26 protein-coding genes, 1 pseudogene and 2 riboswitches are annotated in these 26,931 nt (G+C 65.3%); of the genes and pseudogenes, 17 read left to right on the forward strand and 10 right to left on the reverse strand.

Translation table 11 applies throughout. From position 1 onward, the window contains the following. The first annotated feature begins 65 nt into the window (after positions 1 to 65). The 4 genes from GGR36_RS20855 to GGR36_RS20870 all read left to right on the forward strand — a co-directional run bounded on the left by GGR36_RS20855 (position 66) and on the right by GGR36_RS20870 (position 2,873). Positions 66 to 602, forward strand: coding sequence for an SRPBCC family protein (locus tag GGR36_RS20855; RefSeq protein WP_183638218.1), 537 nt, complete (start codon positions 66 to 68; stop codon positions 600 to 602). 82 nt (positions 603 to 684) lie between these two features. Next, the gene (locus tag GGR36_RS20860; RefSeq protein WP_183638221.1) at positions 685 to 852 is read left to right on the forward strand and encodes a LiaI-LiaF-like domain-containing protein; all 168 of its coding nucleotides are present in this window, start codon (positions 685 to 687) and stop codon (positions 850 to 852) included. 93 nt (positions 853 to 945) lie between these two features. Further along, positions 946 to 1,575: a uracil phosphoribosyltransferase gene (gene upp / locus GGR36_RS20865; RefSeq protein ID WP_183638224.1), complete on the forward strand. Its 630-nt coding sequence runs from the start codon at positions 946 to 948 to the stop codon at positions 1,573 to 1,575. A 68-nt stretch (positions 1,576 to 1,643) separates the two neighbouring features. Beyond that, positions 1,644 to 2,873, forward strand: coding sequence for a uracil-xanthine permease family protein (locus GGR36_RS20870; protein WP_183638226.1), 1,230 nt, complete (start codon positions 1,644 to 1,646; stop codon positions 2,871 to 2,873). An 87-nt stretch (positions 2,874 to 2,960) separates the two neighbouring features. Here the strand turns inward: GGR36_RS20870 and GGR36_RS20875 are convergent, their stop codons facing one another. The 3 genes from GGR36_RS20875 to GGR36_RS20885 all read right to left on the reverse strand — a co-directional run bounded on the left by GGR36_RS20875 (position 2,961) and on the right by GGR36_RS20885 (position 5,287). Beyond that, the gene (locus GGR36_RS20875; protein ID WP_183638229.1) at positions 2,961 to 3,488 is read right to left on the reverse strand and encodes a glycine cleavage system transcriptional repressor; all 528 of its coding nucleotides are present in this window, start codon (positions 3,486 to 3,488) and stop codon (positions 2,961 to 2,963) included. A 25-nt stretch (positions 3,489 to 3,513) separates the two neighbouring features. Beyond that, positions 3,514 to 4,413 (reverse strand): DMT family transporter, encoded by a 900-nt coding sequence (locus tag GGR36_RS20880; protein WP_183638231.1) that lies wholly within the window; start codon positions 4,411 to 4,413, stop codon positions 3,514 to 3,516. A gap of 67 nt (positions 4,414 to 4,480) precedes the next feature. Further along, positions 4,481 to 5,287: a transporter substrate-binding domain-containing protein gene (locus GGR36_RS20885; protein ID WP_183638233.1), complete on the reverse strand. Its 807-nt coding sequence runs from the start codon at positions 5,285 to 5,287 to the stop codon at positions 4,481 to 4,483. Between the two features lie 275 nt (positions 5,288 to 5,562). On the opposite strand from GGR36_RS20885, the gene GGR36_RS20890 reads away from it, so the two are divergent. Then, entirely contained in the window at positions 5,563 to 5,898 is a 336-nt protein-coding gene (locus GGR36_RS20890) for a rhodanese-like domain-containing protein (RefSeq protein ID WP_183638235.1), read from the forward strand. Here GGR36_RS20890 and GGR36_RS20895 read toward each other — a convergent pair. The 3 genes from GGR36_RS20895 to GGR36_RS20905 form a co-directional block, all read right to left on the reverse strand. Then, positions 5,887 to 6,465: a hypothetical protein gene (locus GGR36_RS20895; protein WP_183638237.1), complete on the reverse strand. Its 579-nt coding sequence runs from the start codon at positions 6,463 to 6,465 to the stop codon at positions 5,887 to 5,889. The genes GGR36_RS20890 and GGR36_RS20895 overlap by 12 nt on opposite strands. Positions 6,466 to 6,562: 97 nt before the next feature. Next, positions 6,563 to 7,864 (reverse strand): glycoside hydrolase family protein, encoded by a 1,302-nt coding sequence (locus tag GGR36_RS20900; RefSeq protein WP_183638239.1) that lies wholly within the window; start codon positions 7,862 to 7,864, stop codon positions 6,563 to 6,565. Further along, entirely contained in the window at positions 7,861 to 8,742 is an 882-nt protein-coding gene (locus GGR36_RS20905; protein WP_183638241.1) for a glycoside hydrolase family 16 protein, read from the reverse strand. The genes GGR36_RS20900 and GGR36_RS20905 overlap by 4 nt, the downstream gene beginning before the upstream one ends. 160 nt (positions 8,743 to 8,902) lie before the next feature. On the opposite strand from GGR36_RS20905, the gene GGR36_RS20910 reads away from it, so the two are divergent. The 3 genes from GGR36_RS20910 to GGR36_RS20920 all read left to right on the forward strand — a co-directional run bounded on the left by GGR36_RS20910 (position 8,903) and on the right by GGR36_RS20920 (position 12,181). Continuing rightward, positions 8,903 to 9,769, forward strand: a complete 867-nt coding sequence (locus GGR36_RS20910) for a GyrI-like domain-containing protein (protein ID WP_183638243.1) — start codon at positions 8,903 to 8,905, stop codon at positions 9,767 to 9,769. A 333-nt stretch (positions 9,770 to 10,102) separates the two neighbouring features. Then, positions 10,103 to 10,690: a hypothetical protein gene (locus GGR36_RS20915; protein ID WP_183638246.1), complete on the forward strand. Its 588-nt coding sequence runs from the start codon at positions 10,103 to 10,105 to the stop codon at positions 10,688 to 10,690. 186 nt (positions 10,691 to 10,876) lie between these two features. After that, the gene (locus tag GGR36_RS20920) at positions 10,877 to 12,181 is read left to right on the forward strand and encodes an InlB B-repeat-containing protein (RefSeq protein ID WP_183638249.1); all 1,305 of its coding nucleotides are present in this window, start codon (positions 10,877 to 10,879) and stop codon (positions 12,179 to 12,181) included. Between the two features lie 84 nt (positions 12,182 to 12,265). On the opposite strand, the gene GGR36_RS20925 is transcribed toward GGR36_RS20920, so the two are convergent. Then, complete coding sequence (locus tag GGR36_RS20925; RefSeq protein WP_183638251.1) at positions 12,266 to 13,177, reverse strand: hypothetical protein; 912 nt, start codon at positions 13,175 to 13,177, stop codon at positions 12,266 to 12,268. A 1,049-nt stretch (positions 13,178 to 14,226) separates the two neighbouring features. Here GGR36_RS20925 and GGR36_RS20930 point away from each other — a divergent pair. Beyond that, positions 14,227 to 14,625 carry a contact-dependent growth inhibition system immunity protein gene (locus GGR36_RS20930; RefSeq protein WP_183638254.1) on the forward strand — a complete coding sequence of 133 codons (399 nt, stop codon included), beginning with the start codon at positions 14,227 to 14,229 and terminating at the stop codon, positions 14,623 to 14,625. 172 nt (positions 14,626 to 14,797) lie between these two features. Here the strand turns inward: GGR36_RS20930 and gcvP are convergent, their stop codons facing one another. The 3 genes from gcvP to gcvT form a co-directional block, all read right to left on the reverse strand. Then, the gene (gcvP, locus tag GGR36_RS20935) at positions 14,798 to 17,668 is read right to left on the reverse strand and encodes an aminomethyl-transferring glycine dehydrogenase (protein ID WP_183638257.1); all 2,871 of its coding nucleotides are present in this window, start codon (positions 17,666 to 17,668) and stop codon (positions 14,798 to 14,800) included. Positions 17,669 to 17,890: 222 nt separating this feature from the next. Next, positions 17,891 to 18,271, reverse strand: a complete 381-nt coding sequence (gene gcvH / locus GGR36_RS20940) for a glycine cleavage system protein GcvH (protein ID WP_183638260.1) — start codon at positions 18,269 to 18,271, stop codon at positions 17,891 to 17,893. A gap of 129 nt (positions 18,272 to 18,400) precedes the next feature. Further along, complete coding sequence (gene gcvT, locus GGR36_RS20945; RefSeq protein ID WP_183638263.1) at positions 18,401 to 19,480, reverse strand: glycine cleavage system aminomethyltransferase GcvT; 1,080 nt, start codon at positions 19,478 to 19,480, stop codon at positions 18,401 to 18,403. A 101-nt stretch (positions 19,481 to 19,581) separates the two neighbouring features. After that, a riboswitch (glycine riboswitch) is annotated at positions 19,582 to 19,687 on the reverse strand. A gap of 19 nt (positions 19,688 to 19,706) precedes the next feature. Further along, positions 19,707 to 19,795: riboswitch (glycine riboswitch) on the reverse strand. A gap of 75 nt (positions 19,796 to 19,870) precedes the next feature. Between gcvT and GGR36_RS20950 the strand changes: the two genes are divergently transcribed. The 8 genes and pseudogenes from GGR36_RS20950 to rluB all read left to right on the forward strand — a co-directional run. Further along, on the forward strand, positions 19,871 to 20,770 hold the full coding sequence (locus GGR36_RS20950) for an alpha/beta fold hydrolase (protein ID WP_183638266.1): 900 nt from the start codon (positions 19,871 to 19,873) through the stop codon (positions 20,768 to 20,770). Between the two features lie 22 nt (positions 20,771 to 20,792). Continuing rightward, positions 20,793 to 21,629, forward strand: a complete 837-nt coding sequence (locus GGR36_RS20955; protein WP_183638269.1) for a 3',5'-nucleoside bisphosphate phosphatase — start codon at positions 20,793 to 20,795, stop codon at positions 21,627 to 21,629. 62 nt (positions 21,630 to 21,691) lie between these two features. Next, complete coding sequence (locus GGR36_RS20960; protein WP_183638272.1) at positions 21,692 to 22,321, forward strand: L-threonylcarbamoyladenylate synthase; 630 nt, start codon at positions 21,692 to 21,694, stop codon at positions 22,319 to 22,321. Between the two features lie 41 nt (positions 22,322 to 22,362). Beyond that, positions 22,363 to 23,016: a site-2 protease family protein gene (locus tag GGR36_RS20965; RefSeq protein WP_183638275.1), complete on the forward strand. Its 654-nt coding sequence runs from the start codon at positions 22,363 to 22,365 to the stop codon at positions 23,014 to 23,016. Positions 23,017 to 23,020: 4 nt separating this feature from the next. Continuing rightward, positions 23,021 to 24,223, forward strand: coding sequence for a tryptophan--tRNA ligase (locus GGR36_RS20970; protein ID WP_183638278.1), 1,203 nt, complete (start codon positions 23,021 to 23,023; stop codon positions 24,221 to 24,223). 16 nt (positions 24,224 to 24,239) lie between these two features. Then, complete coding sequence (locus GGR36_RS20975) at positions 24,240 to 25,073, forward strand: segregation/condensation protein A (protein WP_183638281.1); 834 nt, start codon at positions 24,240 to 24,242, stop codon at positions 25,071 to 25,073. Beyond that, complete coding sequence (scpB, locus tag GGR36_RS20980) at positions 25,063 to 25,674, forward strand: SMC-Scp complex subunit ScpB (RefSeq protein WP_207064570.1); 612 nt, start codon at positions 25,063 to 25,065, stop codon at positions 25,672 to 25,674. Before GGR36_RS20975 ends, scpB begins: the two co-directional genes overlap by 11 nt. Next, positions 25,631 to 26,467: pseudogene (gene rluB / locus GGR36_RS22030) on the forward strand (23S rRNA pseudouridine(2605) synthase RluB); the annotation flags it as partial. The gene scpB and the pseudogene rluB, both read left to right, overlap by 44 nt. Between the last annotated feature and the right edge of the window lie 464 nt (positions 26,468 to 26,931).

Here is a 26,931-nt window from a genome sequence, read left to right on the forward strand (position 1 = left end):
GATCCGTGCTTCAAGCGGTGCCGCATGGCGTCTATCCTGAGGGTTTCGACACTCCGGAGCTGATGATGCGAATACTGATTCGACTGATGGCCGGGCTTGCGCTGGTGGCCGTGCTGCTTGTCTGTGTCGGCTGGTTCCTTCCTGCCCGCTACGCGGTATCGCGCACAGTGATGTTTGCGAGTCCGCCCGAGAAGATCTGGCCCTTGATCGAGAGCCCCAGGGAATGGGCGCGCTGGACGGTGTGGAACCAGCGCGATCCGGCGATGAAGATGCGCTATTCCGGCGCCGAGCGGGGGGCGGGCGCAGCGTGGGCCTGGGAGAGCCACAGCGAAGGCAACGGCAGGATGACCTTCACCGCAGCCGACGCGCCGCGCCGGCTCGCCTACCGGCTGGAGTTTCCTGACTTCGAGGGCGGCACCAATACTGGCGAGCTGCTGCTGGTGCCCGACGGCAAGGGCACACGGGTGACCTGGTCGATGCAGGGCGAGATGGGTGGAAACCCGATCCTGCGCTGGTTCGGGCTCCTGATGGACCGCATGGTCGGGCCGGACTTCGACGGCGGCCTGGCGCGGCTGCGCACGCTCGCCGACAGCGCAACATGAACGGCGCGCGCCCGGATGCACGCCACTTGCGGCGTGCGCCGTGGCGCGGCACAGTGCGGGCTATCGTACTCTGGAGTCTCCCATGCAATTCCGTGTCGGTCCGATCGTCCTGATCGTCGTTGGCCTGCTGTTTCTCCTCAACAACCTGGGCCTCTTCCAGCTCAAGGAGCTGTTCCATCAGATGGGCACCTGGTGGCCCCTGATCCTCATCGTCATCGGTGCTGCCGGCCTGATTGGCGGCAAGCGCTGAATCGCCTGCCGCGGTTGACCTGATCGCGAGCGCCCGCCGGCGCAATCGCCTATCGTTGCGGGCATTCCACCCGTCGCATTCCCCGGAGTCGCCATGCCTGTCGTCGAAGTCAAACACCCGCTCGTCAAACACAAGATCGGCCTGATGCGGGAAGGCGACATCAGCACCAAGAAGTTCCGCGAACTCACTGCGGAACTGGCGCGCCTTCTTGCGTACGAAGCCGCGAAGGACTTCGAACTGGAACGGGTGACGATTCAAGGCTGGGCAGGCCCGGTCGAGATCGACCAGATCAAGGGCAAGAAGCTGACTGTTGTGCCGATCCTGCGCGCCGGCATCGGCATGCTCGACGGCGTGCTGGACATGGTGCCGAGTGCGAAAGTGTCGGTGGTCGGCATCGCCCGCAACGAAGAGACGCTGATGCCGGAGCCCTACTTCGAGCGCTTCGTCGGCAACCTGGCCGAGCGCAGTGCCTGGATCATCGACCCGATGCTGGCGACCGGCGGCTCGCTGATCGCGACGATCGACATGCTCAAGCGCAACGGCTGCCAGCACATTACCGCGCTGACGCTGGTGTCGGCGCCCGAAGGCATACGCGCGCTCGACGCCGCCCACCCGGACGTGCATGTGTTCACGGCCGCAATCGACAGCCACCTCAACGAGCACGGCTACATCATTCCCGGCCTTGGCGATGCCGGAGACAAGATCTTCGGCACCAAGCTCTGACCCCCGCATCGGCCGCCACCCGCGGCCGATTTTCTATCCCACCTCCGTCACCCGGAAAGGCCCCCCGCATGTCCGCTACCCCCGAGCCCGTCTGGCGCACCGCGCTGTCCGGCGCCCAGATTCTTTTCGTTGCCTTTGGCGCCACCGTACTGGTGCCACTGCTCACCGGCCTCAACCCCAGTCTTGCGCTGCTCGGTGCCGGCGTCGGCACGCTGATCTTTCAGGTCTGTACCAAGCGCCAGGTGCCGATCTACCTCGGATCGAGCTTTGCCTTCATCGCGCCGGTGATCTACTCGGTGCAGACATGGGGCATGCCGGCCACGCTCGGCGCGCTCGCGTCGGCCAGCTTCTTCTACTACGTCGCCGCGGGGCTGGTGAAATGGCGCGGCGTGGATTTCATCCACAAGCTGCTACCGCCGGTGGTGATCGGCCCGGTGGTGATGGTGATCGGCCTCGGGCTTGCTCAGGTAGCGGTGAACATGTCGTCCGGCAAGGCGGGTGACGCACAGGTCGTGCCCTACGGCACCGCGCTGGCCGTGGCTGCGATTTCGCTGGTGGCGACCATGCTGACCGCGATCCGCGCCAAGGGCCTGCTCAAGCTGGTGCCGATTCTGGTCGGCGTGGCGGTCGGCTATGTGGTGTCGCTGTTCCTTGGCATCGTGAACTTCCAGAAGGTGATCGACGCACCGTGGCTGGCACTGCCCCAGTTTGGCCATCCGGAGTTCAACATCGCCGCGATCCTCTTCATGATCCCGGTCGCGATCGCGCCGATCGTCGAACACGTCGGCGGCATCCTCGCGATCGGCTCCGTCGTGGGCAAGGACTACACCGACTCGCCCGGCCTGCACCGCACGCTGCTCGGCGATGGCCTCGCCGTGAACGTCGCCGGCCTGTTCGGCGGCCCGCCGGTGACCACGTACGGCGAAGTTACCGGCGCGGTGATGCTGACGAAGAACTACAACCCGGTCGTGATGACCTGGGCCGCCGGTTTCGCGATCCTGATGGCTTTCGTCGGCAAATTCGGCGCGCTGCTGCAGACGATTCCGATGCCGGTGATGGGCGGCATCATGATGCTGCTGTTCGGTTCGATCGCCGGCATCGGCCTCAAGACGATCATGGACGGCAAGGTCGAGCTGATGAACCCGCGCAACCTGTGCATCGTGTCCGTCACCTTGGTCACCGGCATCGGCGGGCTCGGTGTCCATATCGGTAGCTTCAGCCTGCAAGGCATCAGCCTGTGTGGTGTGCTGGCGGTGTTGCTGAATCTGGTGCTGCCGAAGGCACAGGCAGAGCACTGATCGATTGCGGCAACAAAGCGAAGCAGGGCGCGGGTGTGCATTTACACCCGCGCCCCGTTTGTTTCCGGGTTGGCCCGGAACGCTGGCTTAGATCTTCACGACTTCGTCGAGCGTGATGTCGACCATCAGGTCGTCGGAAATGCGCTCGAGGTCGCTCTTCAGCGCTCGGGCATCCAGATCCTCCCCCGCCTGCAGTTCGGCTTGCGCATGGAACATCACCTCGGCCGACATGGGCGCGCTGGCGGTGAAAGTGTTCAGCGCCTCGACGTTCACCGCATGCCGCGCCAGCACCTGCGAGACTTCGCGCACGATGCCGATGCGGTCGTGGCCGACCAGCGATAGCGTCAGGCGGCGGCCCTTGTGGGATTCGGCACCGGCGTTGGCTTCCTCCACCGTCACCTTCAGTGCACTCAGCCCCGCCAGCGCTTGCCGCAAGGCGCCGACTTCCTCGCTGGGAACAGAGACTTCGACGATGCCGGCGAACTTGCCGGCCAGATGCGCCATCGACGATTCGAGCCAGTTGCCGCGGTGGCTGCTGATCGCGGCAGCGAGTTGCTCGACGAGGCCGGGGCGATCGTCGCCGAGCGCGGTGAGGACGAGGAAAGTAGTGCTCATGCACAGGCTCCAGTAAGAAGTGGGCTCATTTTAAGGCGCGGCGCAGCGTGGTGAGCAGAATGCCACCGAGGATCAGCGCCATGCCGGCGAAGTGGTAGGCGTGCGGTGTCTCGCCGAGGAATACGGCGGAAAGCAGCGGCGTGAACACCGGCATCAGGTGGATGAAGAGTCCGGACACCGGCCCACCGACCTGCGCCACCGCGCGGTTCCAGAAAACGTAGCCGAGAAAGCCAGGGAAGATGCCGGTGTAGAGCACGCCAGCCAGTGCCGCGGGCGTTGCGTGGATCGTGCGCCCCTGCGCCAGTTCCCACGCATACACCGGCGCCAGCGTGATCACGCCGATCGCGGTCAGGATCGCCAGCATCGCCATCGGGTGCAGCCCGGCGGGGCGGAACTGCAAAAGCAGGGTGTAGCCGGCCCACACGAACACCGAGACCATGATCCACAGATCGCCGGGGTTCAGCGACAGCGTGGCCAGCGTGGCCGGGTCGCCATGCGCGACGATCACCGTGACGCCGCCCAGCGAAATCAGCACGCCGGCGATCTCGCGCGGCGAAAGCCGCTTGCCGAGGAAGGCCCACGACAGGCCGATGATCACGATCGGAATGAAGGAATTGAGCAGCACCCCGTTGGTGGCGGTGGTGTGTTGCAGGCCGATGTAGGTCAGGGTGTTGTAGCCGGTGATGCCGAGCAGCGCGAGCAGCACAAGGATGCCCGCATGCTGCCGCAGTGCGGTGCCGATCTGCGGCAGATGGGGCCAGGCGAAGGGCAGGGTGCAGGCGAACGCGATCGTCCAGCGCCAGAAGGCCAGCGCGACCGGCGGCACCTGCCCGCGGAAACCGCGGCCGACCACCCAGTTGCCGGACCAGAACAGCACCGTGAGCAAGAGCAGCAGGTAAGGCGAATCGAAGCGCAGTCGGCGCATGGTGGCGGGGCGGCGTCGGCAGGGACGCGCACTATCGCACCGGCGAGTGTGCAATGCCAGCTTTCCGTCAGCGGGGCGGCGCGATGCGGACGGTCGTGCGGGCTTCGTCGGGGCCGAGATAATGCATGATCAGCTTCAGGTCGGTGCCATCGTCACGCATTGATTCGGCTGCGCGGATCAACAGCTTCAGGTCGCCGGGCGCGATCGGCGGAGAAAAGAACTTCCAGCCGGTTGTCAGCGTGCCATCACGCGAGAACGGCAACGAAATGAACTGGTGCTCGAGGTGCTGATCCCGCAGCCACTTGACGTATTCCACCGGCAGCAACGGCGAGGCGTCGATGCGGCCGGCCGCAAGCTTGCGCAGCAGGTCGTCCATCGTTGCCGAAATATCCTTCCGCGCCTCCGGCAGTGCGTCGAATAGCGCATCGAAGGCATCGCCATAGTAAAGGCCGCGGACCACGCCGATCACCAGGCCCGGCGCCCGCATCGCGGCGTCAAAGCTCGGGTCTGCGGGCGCGCGATCGCGCCGCACCAGGAGCCGAACGTCCTGCTGCAAGGTGGGCACCCAGTACATCGGCGGCGCCACCGGGCCGTCGAGCGACGTAAAGCCTTTCACCGAGACCTGGCCCTTGGTGCTCATCACTCGGATGCGCTCCACCGGGTAGTCCGCCGCCTCGATGACGCAGCCGCTTCGGCGTGCAAGCTCCCGCATCTCGTCGATCATGTATCCGGCGAGATTGCCTTGGGCGTCGCGGTAGGCTGCGTAGCCCAGGTGTGTGATCGGCATCTCGTAACGGCCGGCGCAGGCCGCCTCAGCCGCGCCGGTGATTGCGGTCAGGAGGGTCAGCGCGGAGCGGGGAAACCATGGGTTCACATCAGCATTTGCGGTCGCGCGCGCGCCGACTTGAGCCTGTCGGCTGCAAGCTATCCACCCGATCGGGTTTTCGGCCCAGCGGGTCGTCACACGCCAGATTGCTGCAGCGACTGCCGCACCGCTGGCGCGGGCTGCGCGCAAGCGCTGGATGCCGACAGTCGCGAGGCTGCAGTCCAATGCTCGGTCGTGTTGGGGCGGATTCGCTGCCCGGCGCTGATAAAGTGAGCAATTCAGCGATCCACCACGAGCGGATTGTTTTCAAGGGAGAGCACGCAATGAACCGACGACGTTTTCTGGCCCGGTCAGGTTGTGGCATGTTTGCTGCGGCGTGGCTCGGCATCGCCCTTGCAGTCAGCCCGGTGGTGATCGACGTGCGCACGCCGGAAGAATTCGCCACCGGCCATGTCGAGGGGGCGTTGAACCTGCCGCATGACCAGGTCGCCACAAAGATCACGGCGCTGGTGCCGAGCAAGGACGCCCCGGTGGTGCTCTATTGCCGCAGCGGGCGTCGCGCCGACATCGCGCTCAAGACGATGCGGGAAATGGGTTACACCAAGGTCGAGAACTACGGCGGGTTCGAAGACGCCAAGGCGAGACTGTCAAAGCCCTGATCGCGGCCGCCCCGGCCAGTTCGCGGTCGTAGCGCGCACCGCACAGCGGGGGCGAGTCACCGAGAGCAGCGACTGGAAGGTTTGGGTAATCTGCAGCGCCATCCGCGCGCCTTGGGGCGAATCGACCGAGGCGATCTCTCCCGACGCGTCGTAGCGCACGCGGATCAGCCCCACGCCGACCAGTTCGATGCGAACCGGCTTGCCTGAGCGGTTGTAGTCGAAGCGCATGAGCTGCGCGGGGCGGCCGTCGGACAGCATGCGCAGCGTGCGGATCTGCTTTTTTCCGTCGTAGTCGAGCTGGAAGTGCGCGCCTTCCGAATTGCTGACCTCCGTCAGTTCGCCGTGCGCGTCGTAGTGGAATTGCGTCAGCACGCTGCCCTCGCGCACCAGCAACGCCTTGCCGTTGTCAGGATGGGTGATCAACTCATCGGCGGGCTGGCATGGCGCCGCGCACGGCGACAGACCGGGCAGTCTGTCTTCGGCGTCCCCGGCATGCACTGCCGGCGCCGATGTCAGCGCGGCGCAGAAGCAACTGAAAACGATCGATCGGATGACAACGCTGCGCATGATCTGCGCCCTCCTCGCAAAGTGATGGAATGCGAGGGATAGGACGCAGCGGGTGGCGTGTTGTCAGGAAGCCGCCGCGCGGACAGCGAGTCGCGTTTCACGGACGCTTGAACGTAAGCAGCGACATCGAGTGCGGGGCGAGATGGAGCACCGGCCCCGGCGCCATCGATGCGGGCGGCGCCTCCTGATCCACCGTGTCGGCAACGAATTGCCGGCCATCCAGCACCGACCAGCCCCCCGCATCCACAGCGATGTCGCGCGGCGCCTCGGCGCTGTTGAGGATCAGCACACGCAAGGTTTCGCCTTCGCGCGCCGCATGGGCCCACACCTGAGCATCGGCGCTGCGCGTGGCGACGAATTCGCCGCGCAGCGCGTTGAGCATGCGGAAGCCGTAAAAGGTGGGGCGCGGTGCGCCGGCAGTGTCGAGCAGGCCATGATTCACCACCCCCTGATAGGCAAAGTAGTGCGCCACCTCGGCGCCGCCCTTGGCCAGACGCAGCGCGGTTTCCACCGCCCACAGCGCACCCGGCATGTCGCTCAGAAAGGTCGGCCGGTCGGTGCGCCACGACAGCCCGAATTCGGTGACGCCGAAGCCGATCTTGCGGGTGTGACCGCGCGGGTTGCGCGCCGGGTCGGCCCACAGTTCGCGGTAGTAACGAAGCTCGCTGTCCGCGTTGCGCACCGTTGCAAGCGCGTCGTCGGTGCGCCCGTTGCCTTCCGTGGGGTAGATGTGCCAGGTGAGCAGGTCGACCACATCACCGCATTCGTGAACGAAACGTTCGGCAAAAGTGGTGGCGGCGGGCACCGCGCCCGATACCGCCGGTCCGGCGATGCGCGCCGCCGGGTCGACCGCGCGGATCGCCGCCGCCTGCGCGCGAAACACGTCGCAGTAGCGTTCCGCCGTCCAGCTGGGGTCGCCGCGGGTAACCGCGAAGAGGTCGGGTTCGTTACCGATCTCCCAGTATTTCACCCGCAGGCCGCGTGCCTGCGCCATGCGCACCGCGGCGGCGGCATCTTCCGGGCGATTGGCCGCCGGTGCCTCACTCGGCTTGGCCTGGAACACGCGGGTCTGCACCATCAAGGGAATGGGATGCGGCTGTTTGAGCAGACCCAGCAGCGATACCAGAGTGTTGAGCGAGTGCTCGCTCAAGTCGGTTTCGTCGCCGACATTGCCACCGGGGAAGCGCAGCGCGGCCGGGGGCGCTTCGCGCCCCATCTCTTCGCCGTACTCGGCCATCTGCATCCAGTTGCCGAAGTTGTAGCCCGCGGTGACGTCACGATTGACCGCCATCAGCGGCGTGTCGGGCGCGATGTGGATGGCCACCGGCGCGGCGAGCACACAAAGCGGCAGGGCGGCGGCGAATGCCACCAGCCTGTGAAATTTTCTGGGCGCGCTCATTGGGCCTCCCGTTGATAGACCCGCACGTAGTCGATTTCCATATTCGCCGGAAAGGCGGCGTCGTCGATGCCCTTGAGCCCGCCCCATGTTCCGCCCACCGCCATGTTCAGCAGCAGGTACTGAGGTTTGTCGAAGGGCCAGGTGGCGCGGTCGCCGGTGCCGTCGTTGCGGAACTGGAAGTAGGCGCGGTCGTCGACGCCGATCGTGATGCGCTGCGGCGTCCACAGCAGCTGGTAGCGGTGGAAGGCGTCGCAGGCGTCGGCGAACCGCGTCTGCGCGGTCTTGTGGGTGCCGATGCTGTGGTAGCAGGCCTTGGTGTGAACCGACCCATGCACCACACCCGGCTCGTAGCCGACATGTTCCATGATGTCGATCTCGCCATCGTCCGGCCACTGGGTCGCGGGCGGCGCCGACAGCATCCAGATTGCCGGCCAGGTGCCGCGGCCGCACGCGAGCTTGGCGCGCACCTCGAAGAAGCCGTAAGTCCACTTGCCCGCGTTGCGCGACAGCAGCCGCGCCGCCGTGTAGGCCTGACCCCCGTAGTCGGGGAAGCTCGCGGGGTCGAGCGTTTCGCGATGCGCCTCGATCACCAGCCGGCCGCCTTCCACCCGAGCGTTGCGGGCGCGTTCTGCCGCGTAATACTGGCGTTCGTCGTTGTACCAGCCGAGCTTGTTGCGGTGGGTGTCGTAGCCCCATTTGGCGGGGTCGGGCAGGCCATCCGTGTTGAACTCGTCGGACCATACCAGCGCGTAGCCCGCGGGCAGGCCGCCCGCCTCGTCGATGGCCGGGCTGCCGGGGTCGGCCGCTGGCGCTTCGGCGTGCGGGCCGCCGCAGGCGGTGCATAGCAGCGTCAGAAGCAGCAAAGGGGTGCGACACATCGCGATCGTCTCCGGTGCGGCCGGTGCGAGCGCCCGGCCTTCTTGTGTTGGACGATGCTATGCCCGGCAGGCGACCTGTGCACTGTTGCAGAGCGTCGTACGCCTGCCCGATCTTGCGATATTGTTGCGGTCTTCCTTCTTCGAGTGACCGTTACACGCCGTGAGCACCGCCTGCACCGACAACCTTCCAGCCGCCGATTCGCTCGCGCGGCGTATGAACCGGGTGCTCGATTTCATCGAAAGCGGACTGGGCGGAAACCTGTCGCTCGCAACGCTCGCTGAGATCGCCGCCTACTCGCCCTGTCACTTCCAGCGCGTCTTCCAGGGGTGGACCGGCGAGTCGCCAAACGCTTATGTGCGCCGCAGGCGCTTGGAGAACGGCGCCAGCCGCCTGCGTTACGACCGCAGCGCGACGGTCGGTGATATCGCGCTCGGGGTCGGCTTCGCCACTGCAGAATCTTTCGCCCATGCCTTCCGCAAGCATTTCGGCATGTCGGCCAGCGCGTGGCGCGCTTTGCGTGAGGACGATGCCCTCCTGAACAGTGAGCCGCGGGATCGCCTGCCGACCTTGCTCGTGCGTGAGTTTGCACCGATCGACATTGCCTACGTTCGCGTCACCGGTGCCTACGACGCGGTGATCGAGCCGGCCTGGCGGCGTTTTATGGTGTGGGTTGAAGCTGCGGGGCTGGGCGGCCAACCGCTGATCGGAATCGGCGTCGACGACCCCGGCATCTCTCCGTCCAACCGTTGCCGTTACGACCTGTGCGTGGTGCTGCCGCCCGGCTGGCGCGAGGGGAGCGCGCGCGTCGCACGGCGCCGTCTGCTGGGTGGCCTGTACGCCTGCAGCCCTTTCGACGGACCGCGCTCGGCGCTCGGCGCACATTGGGGGCGCCTGCTGGTGCATTGGCTGCCGGCAAGTGGCCTGCGGCTCGGAGACGGGCACTTCCTTGAGGTGATCAGCCCCGACGCGCGCCCCGACGATCCGGCACGACTCGCCTGCGAACTGCGTATGCCGGTTCAGCGCTGAGGGCTCATTCGATGCTCCTCCTTCTGACGGGGGCGGGGCACCCTATGACGATCGGCGGATACAGCCCACGGAGTAGCGCGTCGACAGGCGCGCTTACGGGCGCATCAATCCTTGGTAAGGCGGTGCTGGGGCGTACCGGATTGCCGCAAACGCCTCAGGCGCATTGCGGCGCGGCGTTCGGTTTTCCACGTGGCGATTCCGTCTTGCCCATGCCGTGCGGATGTGCATATCAATCGCGGTGCGCCGATCGGTATGCTTGAGACAGACGGGCGATCGGCCAGTCTTCACAGCTGTCATATGCCTTTCCAATGACTGGAAAACGGAGTGCAAGGATTGGACGCAAACATATACGCACCGCCCAAAGCCGCTGTGGTCGAGCCCGATAGCGCAATCGAGGCGCGTCACCCCTTCTATGTCGTATCGACCCGCAAGTTCACGACACTCTTTCTGGCGACCTTGGGCATCTACGTTGTGTTCTGGTTCTACCTCAATTGGCGACGCTACAAAACGGCCACTGGCGCGTCGGTATTGCCGGCCGTGCGCGCGGTATTCAGCGTCTTCTTTGTCCACGCGCTCTTTCGCGCGGTCGACGAAACGGCGGCGGAACGCGGCGTAGCGCACCGCTGGCCACGCCAGGCCATCGCCACGCAGATGGTGGTTTTCCTGATCCTTGCCAACATGATGGACCGCATGAGCGCCAAGGGGCTATGGGCGCCGTATGCCGATCTGCTCTCGTTCGTGTGCATCCCCGTTATTGCCTTGCTCGGTGTGCAGGCGCAGGGGGCGATCAACGCAGCGTGCGGCGATCCGGCTGGGCGATCGAACAGCACCTTCAGCAAAGCCAACATTTTCTGGATCGTGCTTGGCGGATTGCTGTGGGTTCTCGCAATCATCGGTTTGGTCGAGGTTGTGATGCACTGAGTGCGATGCCGGGGGAGCCTGCGGATTCTCTGTGAACGCATGCTCTTTGAAGAGCGCGCGGATTGCTCTGCGGGTTTCTCGACCCATAATGAAACAAACAATACTGCTTTGCGCCCGACAGAGATGCAGGCGGCAAGCTGGTAGCCGGTTTTCCGGTGCCGGGCGGCCTTCTTCCGGGGGGATGTCATGGGCAAATGCAAAGTAAGCGTTGAGGCCGGATCGAACGGGCGTGTGGCCTTTGCGGGGCGCGACGAGAAGGGGCGCCAGGTTGAAGACGAATTCGAGGCCGGCACCGACGTCGAGGTCGCGATGTTCCCGGACCCAAACTGCACTGTGTCCGGCTGGTACTACAACGGGCAAATGGTCGACAGTCCGGGGCGCGGGCCCGACGTCGACGGCAAGACACTCACCTGCCGCATCAACGGCATCGCGCGAAGCACCCATGTCAATGTGACCTTCGCGCCGCTCACGTACACGGTGCAGACGATGCCGAACAGCCTGGCGCCCGATCCGCACGGCACGCTGAGCCCGGCTTCAGGTGCAAAGCCTCTGGTGGTGTCGTGGGCGTCGGGCCAGACCTTCAAGGCAAGCGCTGCCAGCGGCTACCGCGTCGGGCACTGGAAATTCGACGGAAAAACCGTGCAGGAAGGCAAGGACAGCTTTTCGCTCAAGGGCGTGTTCGACTGCCGCCTGCATGCGCTTGAAGTGGTGTTCGTGGCGCAGGACTTCCAGATCAAACCGAGCGCCGGCAAGCATGGCAAGGTCGACCCTTCAGAACCGTTCCGCATCGCCCTTGGGGGCCAGCAGCTATTCACTGCGCTGCCCGATGCAGGCTATCAAGTGAACGAGTGGCTGCTCGATGGCAAACCGGTGCAACTCGAAGACGGGGCCGACGGCACCTTCTATTCGCTTGAAGACATCGCCGCAAACCATGCCGTCAAAGTCAATTTCAAGCGGCGTGCACGTGGCGAACTGCGCGCTGCCGTGGCGACGCTGACCGCGGTCACCGCCGGCAAAGTGAAGCTCATCGCCTATCCGGTGGCGACGGACACTGCTTACGAGGTGCCGCTTTACGTGCTGCGCCTCGATGGTAGTGCGGAAGACGGCAGCCGGGTCTCGCGTGAATTCAAGGTGGCGCGTTTCGGTGTGGCGTTCAAGGAGACGGATGCGGCGCCCTATGTCTACGGGCTGCGTGCGGGTACCTATGTCACCAAGGAGTGGATTCCCAACTATGCCAGCCTCGGCGCCTGGCGGGTTTCCGGCAAACACTGGATGCATGCGGCACGGGCCAACCCGGCGGAGGCGACATGCCTTGCTGGCTGCATCGGCGTGTACGGGCCGGGCACCTTGAATCCCTTCAACGAAGCGCTTTGCGCAATGATGAATGCCGATAACGACGATGCCGGGCGGGCAGCCATCGCGAAGTCCGGAAAATTCAGCGTGGTCATTGATCCGGCACCAAAGCCGCCCCTCAAGCCCTGGAAAGCGTGACGCCCTGAGGGCCGCACGGCCTTCTGGGCGGAGCTTGAATCGCGGATGATGCGTGGGGGGCGCCGGGGCTCTGCGCGGGCCGGCTCAGGCGTCGGGTGACAGAGCCGACATGAGCAATGCGACGACGCCACCCGCCTGACGGGCCGGTGCGTGCAGCGTGACGCACACGCCGTTGCCGAATGCGAGGCGCAACACGACGTCGCCCTTGTTCGCGGGTGCCGGCGCGTGCAGCGTAATCCCGTGGTGGCGCAGCAGGTAAGTCGCGATCTTGCCATGCGGCGACTTGCCCTTCTGTTGCTTCTCCTTGCCCGCTGGCGGGTCGGTAATCACGCACAGGCAGGTATCGGTCACTGCCACGACCCCGGCCGGGGCGGCGGGCTTCATGAACAGCAGCCGCGCGAACGGCGAAACTTCGCTGCTCCAGCTGTACAAGTCGCGGAGTGCAAACCCGGTTGGAATCTGCTCCTGCAGCGCGGTGCGGAACTTGAACGTCAAGCGCGCCTGTTCTGTTTCGATATCGTCGCGCAACGGGACCGCGGGGCGTGGCGGCGGCGCGCCTTTGAGGATGAGGAACAGCGCTTCGCGGAACAGATCGATCGACACCATGTTGAAGCCCACCGCGCAGCCCGCGGCGCCACCTACCGACTCGATCCGCAACTGCCCGCCGAGCAGGATCATTGTCAGCTCGATGACCGCTGCGGCGGTGAAGGGGGCGGTGCTTGTCACGGTGCCAGTGGCCGTCTTGGCGACCAGAATCCAGCGCGTGCTCGTCAAGGCGAACACATTCTCCGGACTGCTCTGCCCTACGGTGGCAAAGGCGGGCGAGTGGATGATCAGTTGCACGTCCTCTGCGTCGTCGCCAAGCGCCTGCTTGAGCGCAGTGGCGAGCGCTTCGGGCAGCTCGTCCGGCGAGCCGACACTCTCCGAAAACGGAAGGGCGCGACCCACGTTGGCGGCCTGACGGCCAAAGGCGGACACACGGGCGACATCAGTCATGGATGGGGGCTGCTTTCATTTACGCGGTGTTTGGCCGCTGCCGGTCGGACGGCACGGCGCTGATCGACCGCTCTGGCGGCGGCTCGGTGTGCCCGGCAGCGTACCAAGCGCGCCGAGCTTCGGCTGTCGCGGTGGTGAGCGCGAGTTGAGCGGGCTCAAGTCGCCGTGTCGGCAGTTGCGTAGTGCGGGTTAGCCGCATCCACGACTCGCGCCGCGCCGGCGGTGGTCTGGCGTAGGTTGATAAAGCCAACCCGCCCTCGGCTTGGGCCTGCGATTTGCGCTGCTGGTTTGTGCCGGCCTTCGCGCTCAAGCCGGGTCCCGCCCCGGCGGGCGGGGTACTTTCTTTGTGCGAACAAAGAAAGTACCCAAAGAAAGTCGCCCCGCTTCAACGCCCCGACTTTGTCGGGGTGCCCTGCGCTGCTCGGAACGCCGGGGGCCTGCGGAACTCGCCCTCGCTGCGCTCGGAGCTCGGACAGTCCTCGGCCCCGCCGTGCTGCGCACGTCGGAACCCGGCGCCCCTGTGCTGCTCGGCGTTTCAGAGGGGGAAGGAAATGCGTCGACGTTTGACCGTTGGTGCCCAGGCTCTGAAGACCCGACGGGCCGTGAAGTCGCGATGGTTTTGACCTTGGATCCCGTCGAGAGCGCCGAGTGGCGCAGCGGGGTCGGGGCATCGGCGCGTAGCGCCGACGGCGAGGACTGTCTGAGGCCCGTAGGGCCGAGTTCCGCAGCCGCCCGACTTCGCGAGCACGCGAGGGAAGTCAGGCGCAACGCGCCTGACCGCAAACGCCGGGCGGCACTCTTTGCTTACTTTCTGGTGCTGTTGCCAGAAAGTAAGACGCCCGCCGGGGGCGGGACCCCGGCCAACGCGGTTCGGCAAGGAGTTGGCGGCTGAAAATGACGTTTGGCTTCGCTGCGTCCAGCCGCAACCTGCGGCCTGCCGTCAGGAAGTTGGAAGGCCTAATGAGATAGGATGTTCGCGCCGTGTGGAGCCAAGCTATTCGGTTATTGAACAGGATTGCGTCCGGGATCAGGGATTATGGAGTTTGAACATGAGATTCTGCGATCTGGAAGCCGAGCAAGCGCACGATACGATTGAGCGGGATACGTCATCTTTGGGTGCGTGGTACCGCGATGTCCGCACCTGCGAGATTACGGACCTTTCGGAGTGGGATCTCTGTAGAGCTGTTCGGCAGCGGCTCTTTCTCAATCATGTCTTGCCAGTAGCGCTGGCGCTGACTGTCAGAGACGTCAACGCTGGCGGGGCATATGACGGGGAGTTGGTGCATGACCTGGCCTCGCTGGATGCTCAAGAGTTCGAACGTCTGGTTTGCGCCAAAGATTGGCTGCACGAACTAGAGCGAATAGAGGCAGAGTCGCTCGATATTGAGGTCCGCAAAAACCTGGATGACCTAATCAGGCTTCTACGTGAGTCCGCACAAGGGTACTGATTCAGGGCTGCTCCATTTGGTCCTTCATGGACCTAACATCCTCAAGATACGGTTGAGCCGATCGTCATCCCAAGTAGCCCGCTAGCCGTGGCTCGCTGTGAGAGATCAAGAAGAAGGGCCGCCCATCGGGCGGCCCTTCTGCGTCACTGCAACAGCCGAAGCACCCCGGCCATTACGCCGAATACTCCTCCATCGGCACACACGCGCAGAACAAATTCCGATCCCCATACACGTCATCGATGCGATTGACGCTCGGCCAGAACTTGTTCTCGGCAACGTAAGCCAGCGGGAACACTGCTTCTTCGCGTGAATAGACGCGCGTCCACTCCGCCACCATCACGTCTGCCTGCGTATGCGGCGCGTGCTTGAGCGGGTTGGCGTCAGCGGGCCACGTGCCTTGTTCGACCTTGCGGATCTCTTCGCGGATCTGCGTCATCGCGGCGATGAAGCGGTCCAACTCGCCCTTCGATTCCGACTCGGTCGGCTCGACCATGATCGTGCCGGCCACCGGGAAGGACATCGTGGGCGCGTGGAAACCGTAGTCCATCAGGCGCTTGGCGATGTCGACCTCGGTGATGCCGGTGGCAGCCTTGATCGGGCGGATGTCGAGGATGCACTCGTGCGCGACGCGGCCGTGCGTGCCGCGGTAGAGCACCGGGTAGTGCAGGCCGAGCTTGGCGGCGACGTAGTTGGCGTTGAGGATCGCGTACTCGGTCGCCTGCTTGAGGCCTTCGCCGCCCATCATCGTGATGTACATCCACGAGATGGTGAGGATGCTCGCCGAGCCGAACGGGGCGGCGCTGACCGCGCCCTGGCCGGCGTGTGACCGTGCGTCGGCGCCGGTGGGCTTCACGGCGTGGTCGGCCATGAAGGGGGCAAGGTGCGCCGCGAGGCCGATCGGGCCCATGCCGGGGCCGCCGCCGCCGTGCGGGATGCAGAAGGTCTTGTGCAGGTTCATGTGGCTGACGTCGGCGCCGATGGTGGCGGGCGAGGTGAGGCCGACCTGCGCGTTGAGGTTGGCGCCGTCCATGTAGACCTGGCCGCCGAAGGCGTGCACCGTGGCGCAGATGTCCTTCACCGCTTCCTCGAACACGCCGTGCGTCGAGGGGTAGGTGATCATCAGCGCGGCGAGGTTGTCCTTGTGCTGCTCCGCCTTGGCCTTGAGGTCCGCGACGTCGACGTTGCCGTTCTCGTCGCAGTCGACCACCACCACATCCAGCCCGCACATCTGCGCGGTAGCGGGGTTGGTGCCGTGGGCGGATTTCGGGATCAGGCAGATGTTGCGGTGCGCGTCGCCGCGCGACTCGTGGTAGCGGCGGATCGCGACGAGGCCGGCGTACTCACCCTGTGCGCCGGAGTTCGGCTGCATGCAGATCGCCGGGAAGCCGGTGACTGCGCGCAGGTAGTCGGCGAGGCCGTCGATCATCTCGAGGTAGCCCGCAGCCTGTTCGCGCGGCACGAAGGGGTGCACGTCGCCGAACTCCGGCCAGGTGACCGGGATCATTTCGCTGGTGGCGTTGAGCTTCATGGTGCAGGAGCCCAGCGAGATCATCGAGTGGTCGAGCGCGAGGTCGCGATTCTGCAGCTTCTTCAGATAGCGCAGCATCTCGTGCTCGGTGTGGTGGCTGTTGAACACCGGGTGCGTGAGGATCGCATCGGTGCGCAGCAGCGAAGCGGGCAGCGCAACGCTGGCTTCCAGCGCGGCCACGTCGGCCTTCACGCCGAAGAGGCCGAACAGCGCTACCACATCGTCACGCGTGGTCTTCTCATCGAAGGACACGCCCAGCGCGGTGTCCGACACATGGCGCAAGTTGTAGCCCGCGGCCACGGCGGCGGCGTGCAGCGCGGTGGTCTTGTCGCCGGTGTCGATGTCCAGCGTGTCGAAGAACTGCGCGGTGCGCAGCGTGTAGCCCGCGCCCTTCAGCCCGGCGGCGAAGATCGCGGCGAGCTTGTGGATGCGCGACGCAATCGTCTGCAGGCCCTTCGGGCCGTGATACACCGCGTACATGCCTGCCATGTTGGCCAGCAGCACCTGCGAGGTACAGATGTTGGAGTTGGCCTTCTCGCGGCGGATGTGCTGTTCGCGCGTCTGCAGCGCCATGCGCAGCGCCTTCTTGCCGCGCGCGTCGACCGACACGCCGATGATGCGGCCCGGCACCGAACGCTTGTGCTCGTCGCGGGTCGCGAAGAAGGCGGCATGCGGGCCGCCGAAGCCCATCGGCACACCGAAGCGCTGCGCCGAACCCAGCGCGATGTCCGCGCCCATCTCGCCCGGCGATTTGAGCAGCACCAGCGCCATCAGGTCCGACGCCACGGCCACCAAGGCGCCCTTGGCCTTCAGTGCGGTGATGGTGTCGGTCAGGTCGCGCACCGCGCCGGTCTTGTCCGGGTACTGCAGCAGCGCGCCGAACACGTCGGCCGAGGCGGCTTCCTCGGCGGTGCCGAAGACCAGATCCCAACCGAAGTACTTGGCGCGGGTCTTCACCACGTCGATGGTCTGCGGGAAGGCGGCGCTGTCGACGAAGAATGCGTTGGACTTGCTCTTCGAGGCGCGGCGCGCCATCGCCATGGCTTCGGCCGCGGCGGTGGCTTCATCGAGCAGCGAGGCGTTCGCCAGTTCCAGCCCGGTGAGGTCCATCACCATCTGCTGCCAGTTCAGCAGCGCTTCAAGGCGGCCCTGGGCGATCTCGGCCTGGTAGGGCGTGTAGGCGGTGTACCAGCCCGGGTTCTCCAGCACGTTGCGCAGGATGACCTTGGGCAGGATCGTGTCGTAGTAGCCCAGACCGATCAGCGAACGCTTCAGCACGTTCTTGCTGGCGATGGCCTTGAGCTTGGCAAGCGCTTCGTGCTCGGGCACCGCGGCGGCGATCGGCAGCGGTGCAGCCAGGCGGATGCCGGCAGGCACGGTCTCGGAAATCAGCGCGGCGAGCGACGCGGCGCCGATGTCGGCACACATCGCGGCGGTCTCGGCGGCATCGGGGCCGATGTGGCGGCCGATGAAGTCATCGCGCTGTTCAAGCGCGGAAAGCGGAAGGTTCAGCATGGTCTGGCTCTGTCAGGATGCGGTACAGGTCGGGGCAGAGGCGCGGTGTGTTGTTCTTTTGGGCGCCGGCAATCGGGGTAGATCGCGTGCTCAGAAACGAGGATTTGCGCGAAGCGATCGTCGCGAGCGACCCAAGCTCGGGCCGAGAAGCGCAGCCGTACTTGAGTACGGCGAGCATCGCAGGCCCGTGATTGGATCGCGCAGCAGATCGATACGCGTAAATCAGGCGTCGGCGATCTTGTCGTAGGCGGCCGCGTCGAGCAGCTTGGTGACGTCGTCCGCATTCACCGGCTTGAGCTTGAACAGCCACGCGGCATAGGCGTCGGCGTTTACCGATTCCGGTGCATCCACCGCAGCCTGGTTGGTTTCGATCACTTCACCCGCGATCGGGGCGTAGATGTCGGATGCGGCCTTCACCGACTCGACGATGGCGCAGTTCTCGCCGGCCTTCAGCGTGCGGCCGACATCCGGCAGCTCAAGAAAAACCACGTCGCCCAGTGCGTTCTGCGCGTGGTCGGTGATGCCGACGGTCACGGTGCCGTCCGGCTCCATGCGGACCCATTCGTGCGATTCGGTGTAGCGCAGGCTGGTCGGGGTGCTCATGTGTTCGCTCCTGTGAGTGAATTTCAGATGTTCAAAGCCAATCAAGTGTCGCCGCAGCCTTCATTCGCGCACCGGGATGAAGTCAAAACATCGCGATGCATCGCCCGAATCTGCCGGCAGTCGTGTCGCTCAGGACAGTACCTTGCCGTTGCGCACGAACGAGAGTTTGGTGACGCGCGCCTTCAGCAGCTTGCCGCGGATGTCGACCGCCACCGTGTCACCCAGTTGCACCGCAGCCGGGACGCGCGCGAACGCGATCGAGGCGTTCATCGACGGCGCAAACGAACCGCTGGTCGTCTCGCCCTCGCCATGCGGGGTGACGACGCGCATGTGGCCGCGCAGCACGCCGCGGTCTTCGAGCAACAGACCCACCAACTGCTTGCTGCGATCGTAGGCTTCGAGCGCGGCGCGGCCGATGAAGTTGCGACCCTCGGTGAAGTCCACCGTCCAGGCGAGGCCGGATTCGAGCGGATTCTTCGTCTCGTCCATGTCCGAGCCGTAGAGGTTCATACCGGCTTCCAGGCGCAGCGTGTCGCGCGCGCCCAGGCCGATCGGCTTCACGCCGGCCGCTTCCAGCGCCTTCCAGATCTCGGCTGCGCGTTGCGCCGGCACGATCAGCTCGAAGCCGTCTTCGCCGGTGTAGCCGGTGCGGCAGATCATCAGGTCGTTCCACTTGGCGGCCTGGAAGGGCTTTAGGCCTTCGCTGGCGGCTTGTGAGCCGGGCAGGGCGGCCCAAGCCTTGGCGCGGGCGTTCGGGCCTTGCACCGCGATCATCGCCAGGTCGCGGCGCGATTCGATGGTGACGTTGGCGCCCATCTTCGCCGCCTGCGTGCGCATCCACGCGATGTCCTTGTCGGCGGTGCCGGCGTTCACGACGATGCGGTAGTCGTCCGGCGCGAAGAAGTAGGTGATCAGGTCGTCGACCACGCCGCCATCGTCCTGCAGCATGCAGGAGTACAGCGCCTTGCCAGGCAGCGTGAGCTTGCCGATGTTGTTGGCGAGCAGCTTGCTGAGGAAGGCCTGCGCGCCGGCGCCGGAAACGTCCACCGGAAGCATGTGCGAGACGTCGAACATGCCGGCGTCGCGGCGCACCTGGTGATGCTCTTCGAGTTGGGAGCCGTAGTGGATCGGCATGTCCCAGCCTGCGAAGTCGACGATCTTCGCGCCCGCGGCGACATGGAGGTCAAAAAGAGGTGTCTGCTTGCCCAAGTGAGGCTCCCGGAGTGTTGGCAACTAAGGTGCCAAATAAGGTGGCAAATTCAGGTTAGTCCAAAAACGCAAAAGGGCCCGATACGCTGTGTTACGCGTATCGAGCCCCATCTGTCCTTGGTACCTGAGAGATTGCATACCGGCTCCGGTATGTCTGCCCCTTCGGTGGATGCGGTCAGGCCGCACCTGCTCTCCAGATTTTTCGGAGCCGCCTTGCGGCCTGCTCCACTGTTGTCCGGTCCCTTATACCTGAGCGATTCCGGGGTTACGCCTTCGGCGGCCTGCACAGGGCAGACGCTCTCCCGAACAACAGGGGCGCGACTCTACCGGAAGGGCGGGGGCGCGGCAACCTGCTGATAACATTTAGGCTTTCCGCGCCCGGAGGCCGCCATGTCTGTGCCCGAAACCGCCTGGACGGCGCGCCGCGAATCCGTCAGCGAGTGGCTGGACGTGCGCGGCTTGCGCCTGCACGTGCGGCGCTGGCCCAACCAGGGGGCGCCCAAGCTTTTCCTGCTGCATGGCTGGATGGATGTGTCGGCCTCGTTCCAGTTCGTCGTCGATGCCTTGCGTGACGATTGGGACGTGATCGCGCCCGATCTGCGTGGATTTGGCGAGAGCGAATGGAGCCCGGATAGCTACATCTTCGCCCACTACCTCGCTGACCTCGATGCCTTGCTCGAAGCGTATTCGCCGGACGAGCCGGCGCGCCTCGTCGGGCACAGCCTCGGCGGCAATCTGGTCTGCCTGTACGGCGGCGTGCGGCCGGCGCGGGTGCGCGCGCTGGCGACGCTGGATGCTTTCGGTTTGCGTGACGCCGCGCCGGACGAAGCGCCGGGGCGGCTGGAAAAATGGCTGCAGCAACTGCGCACGCCCGAGCAGTTCCGCAGCTACCCCGACTTCAGCGGCCTCGCCCGCCAGCTGCGGCTGGAAAATCCGCGCCTCACCCCGCCGCGCGCTGAATTCCTCGCCCATCACATCGGCGAGGAAGATGGCTTGGGCGGCGTGATACGGGCCGCCGATCCGGCGCACAAGCATGTCAGCCCGGCGCTGTACCGCTTCGCTGAAGTGGCGGCGGTGTGGCAGCGGGTGTCGGCGCCTGTGCTCGCAGTGCTGGCCGACGACAGCGTGCTGCTGGAACGACTCGGCCTTGCCCGCGACGAAGTCACCGCGCGGCTCACCATGTTCCGTGACCTGCGTGTCGAGACGATCCGCGAGAGCGGCCACAACCTGCATCTGGAACAGCCGGACGAACTGGCGCGCGTCGTGGAGGAGTTTTTCCGCGCCCATTGATAGGGCGGAGTAAACTTCGGTCATGTCTCAAATCAATGCTGATCTCCACTGTCACTCGACGATTTCCGACGGTTTGCTCTCTCCCGCGGCGGTAGTCGAACGCGCCGCCGCCAACGGCGTGGAAATGCTCGCCCTCACCGATCATGACGAACTCGGCGGCCTCACCGAGGCGCGCGAAGCGGCCGTGCGCGCCGGCATCCGCTTCGTCGACGGCGTTGAAATTTCGGTTTCGTGGGGCGAGCAGACGGTGCACATCGTCGGCCTGGGCGTCGATCCGCGCTGCCCGGCATTGGTCGAAGGGCTCGCCGCGGTGCGCGGCGGGCGTGACGGGCGCGCCGCGCGCATGGGCGATGCGCTCGCCGAAATCGGCATTCGCGGCGCCTATCAGGGCGCCTTGAAATACGTAGGCAATCCGGCGCTGGTCAGCCGTTCGCATTTCGCGCGCTATCTGGTGGAAATCGGGGTTTCCCGCGATGTGAAGAGCGTCTTCGACCACTACCTGGTGCGTGGCAAGCCGGGCTACGTCGAGCATGTGTGGGCCACGCTCGACGACGCGGTCGGCTGGATCCATGCCGCCGGCGGACTCGCGGTGATTGCGCACCCCGGGCGCTACCGGCTCTCGAAACGCGAGCTCGAAGAACTGTTCCTGCGGTTTCGCGAGCTTGGCGGCGACGCGATCGAAGTCGTGTCCGGATCGCACAACCGCGAGGCAACACTGGAGTTTGCGCGGGTCGCGCGGCGCTACGGGTTCCTTGCTTCGCGCGCTTCGGATTTTCACGGCCCGGGCGAGAGCAGCGTCGATCTCGGGCGCTCCGATCTGTTGCCGGAAGACCTCACCCCGGTCTGGTCGAAACTCTGAAACCCGCGACAGCGCTTGCGCTGCGGGCATAGAATCGGCGCTTTCCTGCGCGGTCTGCGAACGTGGCCCAGTACTTTTCGCTTTTCCCCGAGAACCCCCAGCCCCGCCTGTTGCGTCAGGCGGCGGAGATCATCCGCGATGGCGGGCTGGTCGTATTCCCTACCGATTCCGCCTATGCGCTGGCGGGGCAAACCGGGGACGCGCATCTGATCGATCGCATTCGTCGCATCCGCGGTGTGGACGACCGTCACCACCTCACGTTGATGGTGCGCGACCTTTCCGAAATCGCGCATTACGCGCGGGTCGACAACGCGCAGTACCGCCTGCTCAAGGCGGTGACGCCCGGCCCCTACACCTTCATCCTCGAAGGCACCAAGGAACTGCCGCGCCGCGTGCTGCATCCCAAGCGCAAGACGATCGGAATCCGCTGCCCGTCGCATCCGGTCGTGGCGGCGCTGCTGGGTGAACTCAACGAGCCCATGCTGACCTCGACGCTGATCCTGCCCGGCGATGATTTGCCGCTCACCGATGCCGAGGAGATCCGTGAGCGCCTCGAAAAGCTGGTGGATCTGGTGATCGAGGCAGGTGGTTGCGGCCCGGAGGCGACCACGGTTGTCGACCTCACTGGCGGCGCGCCCGAGGTGATCCGCCGCGGGCTGGGCCCGCTCGGCCCGCTCGGGCTGGACGATTGAGGCGTCTGCTAGACTGCGGTTTTCCAGACACTTAACGGGCCATGGACATCGTCCTGACGATTCTGGTTTGGGCGTTCCCTGTCTTGCTTGCGATTACCCTGCACGAGGCCGCGCACGGCTATGCAGCCAGGCATTTCGGCGACCCGACGGCGTTCCTCGCCGGCCGCATCAGCCTCAATCCGCTGCGCCATATCGATCCGGTCGGCACCATCGCAGTCCCGTTCGGGATCGTGCTACTCAACCTTGTGACCGGCGCAAGCTTTCCGCCTTTCGGCTGGGCCAAGGCGGTGCCCGTTGATTTCGGCCGATTGCGTCATCCCAAGCGTGACATGCTGTGGGTGGCGGCGGCGGGGCCCGCCGCGAACCTCGCGCAGGCATTCGGCTGGGGCCTGATGCTGGGATTGCAGAACGCGCTCGACGGATACGGCGGCGATCTCTTCTATCAGATGGGTGTCGCCGGCATCATGGTGAATCTGGCGCTGATGCTGCTCAACCTTCTACCCATCCCGCCGCTCGACGGTGGCCGTATCGCGATCAGCCTGCTGCCGGCGCCCCTGGCGTATCGTTTCGCGCAGCTTGAACGCTACGGTTTCATGATCCTGATCGCCCTGCTTTACCTGCGTGTGCTCGATTACCTGGTGTGGCCGCTGATCGCACCGCTCAAGGCCATCATCATGGCCCTGACCGGAGCCTGAACGCGTGTACCCGGATCGCGTTCTTTCCGGCATGCGCCCGACCGGGCGCCTGCACCTCGGTCACTATCACGGCGTACTCAAGAACTGGGTCGCGCTGCAGACCGAACTGCCCTGTTTCTTCTTCGTCGCCGACTGGCACGCACTGACCACCAGCTACGACGACCCGAAGGTCATCGCCGAGAGCGTGTGGGACATGGTGATCGACTGGCTCGCTGCCGGCGTCGATCCGAACCAGAGCACGCTGTTCCTGCAAAGCCGGGTGCTGGAGCATGCCGAGCTGCATCTGCTGCTGTCGATGATGACGCCGCAGGGCTGGCTGGAGCGGGTGCCAACCTACAAGGACCAGCAGGAGCGCCTTTCGCACAAGGATCTCTCGACCTACGGCTTTCTTGGCTATCCGTTGCTGCAGAGCGCCGACATCCTGATCTACCGCGCGAGCCATGTGCCGGTGGGTGAGGATCAGGTGCCGCATATCGAACTGACGCGCGAGATCGCGCGCCGCTTCAATCACCTCTATGGCCGCGAACCGGGTTTTGAGAACAAGGCACGCGAGGCGCTGCGGCAGCTTGGCAGCAAACGCGGGCGTTTGTACGAGGAACTGCGCGTGCGATTCCAGCAGGAAGGCGATGTCGAGGCGCTGGAGCAGGCGCAGGCGGTGATCGACGAATGCCAGAGCCTGTCGCATGGCGATCGCGAGCGCCTTTTCGGTTATCTCGAAGGCGGCGGCAAGGTGATCCTTGCCGAACCTGAGGCGCGTCTGACCGAAGCCTGCCGGCTGGGCGGGTTGGACGGGCAGAAGATGTCGAAGTCTTACAACAACACGATCTTCCTGCGCGAAGAGGCGGCATCGATCGAGCGCAAGATCCGCACGATGAAAACCGACCCGGCGCGCGCGCGGCGCACCGACCCCGGCAATCCTGAAAACTGCCCGGTGTGGCAGTTCCATGTGCTCTACTCGGACGATGCAACGCGCGGTTGGGTGCAGCAGGGGTGCCGTTCGGCAGGCATAGGCTGCCTCGATTGCAAGCAACCTGTGATTGACGCGGTGGTCGCCGAGCAGTCGGTGATGAGCGAACGCGCGCAGCGCTACCTCGACGATCCGGCGCTGGTGCGCAACATCATCGCCGACGGTTGCGAACGTGCGCGCAAGCTGGCGCAGGAAACCATGCGTGACGTTCGCGAGGCCATGGGCCTCGACTACAGCTGAGGCGAGCGGGCGAATCGTGAGCGAAGCCGATCTCGCGCTCGACCTGCGCCCCCATGACGAGGGGCTGCCGCCCGCGCTGGCGCGCATCTACGGCGAATCCCTGTTCGAGCTGCCGAAGGATCTCTACATCCCGCCCGATGCGCTGCAGGTGTTCCTCGAGGCTTTCGAAGGGCCGCTCGACCTGCTGCTCTACCTGATCCGCAAGGCGAACATCAACGTCCTCGACATTCCGATGGCGCCGCTCACCGCGCAATATCTGAAGTATGTCGAGGCGATGCGGCGGGGCAATCTCGAACTCGCGGCCGAATACCTGTTGATGGCGGCGATGCTGCTGGAGATCAAGTCGCGCATGCTGTTGCCGCGTCCCAAACACGAAGCGGAAGGTGAAGAGGAAGACCCGCGTGCGGAGTTGGTGCGTCGCCTGCTCGAATACGAGCAGATGAAGCTCGCCGGCGCGCGACTCGATGCGTTGCCGCGAGTCGAGCGGGACTATGAGTGGGTGACAGTATGGGTGGCGGAAAAGGTCGCCGAGCGTCTCCCCGAGGTCAGTCTTCATGATCTGCAGGCGGCCTGGCTCGGCTTGGTACGCAAAGCCAAGCTGATGCGGCACCACACGATCAAGCGCGAAGAACTGTCGGTGCGCGAGCGCATGACGACGATCATGCGCCAGCTCGGTGGCGGCCAATTTCAGCCGTTCGAAGCGCTTTTCGATCACGACGCCGGGGTGCCGATGCTGGTGGTCAGCTTTCTCGCCGTGCTGGAACTGGTCAAGGAGCGCCTCGTTGTGGTCAGCCAGGTGGCACCCTTGGAGCCAATTTATGTCAGACTTAACACCTCGGATGCCGATTGACTCGAATATTTCGGTCCCGACCGAAGATTCGATAGACTTCGAACTTGCCTTGCGCGTGCTTGAGGCGGCCTTGTTGGCTGCCGCCGAACCGCTCGCAATGGCCGAGCTGCGCAGGCTCTTCGACGACCAGCTGGAAGCGGACCTGATCCGCCGTCTGCTCGAAGCCTTGCGTGAGCGCTGGAATGATCGCGGCGCCGAACTGGTTCAACTGGCGACTGGCTGGCGGTTTCGCACCCGTGCGGAATACCAACCCTATCTCGACCGGTTGCGCGAACAGAAACCGCCGAAGTATTCGCGTGCAGTACTGGAAACCCTGGCGATCATCGCCTACCGGCAACCGGTCACGCGTGGCGACATTGAAGATATTCGCGGTGTTGCCGTATCTCCGAACGTACTGAAGACGCTGGAATCACGTGGCTGGGTCGACGTTGTTGGCCATCGCGAAACACCGGGCCGCCCGGGGTTGTATGCCACGACGCGACGATTCCTGGATGAACTGGGCCTGCGCAGCCTCACCGAGCTGCCGCCTCTGGCCGAAATTGAAAAGGTGATGGACCTTGTCGATACCGCAACGCAAGCCGCGCCCGCCGCGGCGGAATGACAACGCACCGGCCGGCCGTCGTGGCCGTGGCGTCAAGGCGCAAGCCGAGGCTTACGAGCCGCAGCGCCTGCACAAACTGCTCGCCGAGGCGGGCTACGGTTCGCGCCGCGAACTGGAAGAATGGATCATCGCCGGGCGCATCAGCGTAAATGGCCTGCCAGCGGGCGTGGGTCAGAAGATCGGCCCGGGCGACCGCATCAAGATCAATGGCAAGCTGGTGAACATCCGCTTCACCGAACGCGCTCCGCGCGTGCTCATGTACCACAAGCCCGAGGGCGAAATCGTCAGCCGCGACGACCCGGAAGGCCGCCCTACCGTGTTCGAACGCCTGCCGGTGCTCAATCGCGGTCGCTGGATCGCAATTGGCCGGCTCGATTTCAATACTTCCGGGCTGTTGCTGTTCACCAGCAACGGCGATCTTGCCAACCGCATGATGCATCCGCGCTACGAGCTCGAACGCGAGTACGCGGTGCGAGTGATCGGCGAACTGACCGAGGAGCAGCAAGCGACGCTGACGACCGGCGTTGCGCTGGAGGATGGCGAGGCGCGCTTCAACTCGCTGCACGACGGTGGTGGCGAGGGTAGCAATCACTGGTACCGCGTCACGATCTCCGAAGGTCGCAACCGCGAGGTGCGCCGCATGTTCGAAGCGGTCGGCCTCACGGTGAGCCGGCTCATGCGTGTTCGTTACGGCCCGGTGCAATTGCCGCGCCAACTCAAGCGGGGTGCCTGGGCTGAAATGTCCGACGCCGACGTGCGTGCCCTGATGGCGGCACTTCCCGAAGTCGTAGAGCCGGAGTCGCCGTTCGCCGAGCCGGACGAACACCAGCTCGAGGCCGATATGGAGGCCGAAGATGCGGAGGCGTGGGCCAAGGCGCAGCGGTTGAAGGTGCCCGGTGTGCGTCCGCTGGCGGATATCGGCGCGCCACCGCGTCCGGCGGGTCGTGGCCCCAAGCCCGGAGCTGGCAGTGGCCCTCGCCGCCGCGGCGCGCCGCAGGCGGGCGAACAGCGGCCGCGCGGCAACGGTGGTCGACCACAGCGCAAGGCGGGCGATGGAATGCCTGGTGGCGATGCGAGGCCCGATGTGCCGGCCGGCGACGGTGGGCGTGCGGAGTCTGGCAATGGCGAACGGCGGCGTCCCCGATCTGGCAAACCGAAACGGCCGCAGGGCGCGCCACGGCCGCCGAAACCCGCCGGCGAAGGTGTCCCGCCCGGCGTCGAAGGCGTGTCATCGAAGCCAGACGGTGAGCAGGCAGC

The organism is Niveibacterium umoris, from assembly GCF_014197015.1.
In the GTDB taxonomy this organism is placed as follows: Bacteria; Pseudomonadota; Gammaproteobacteria; order Burkholderiales; family Rhodocyclaceae; genus Niveibacterium; species Niveibacterium umoris.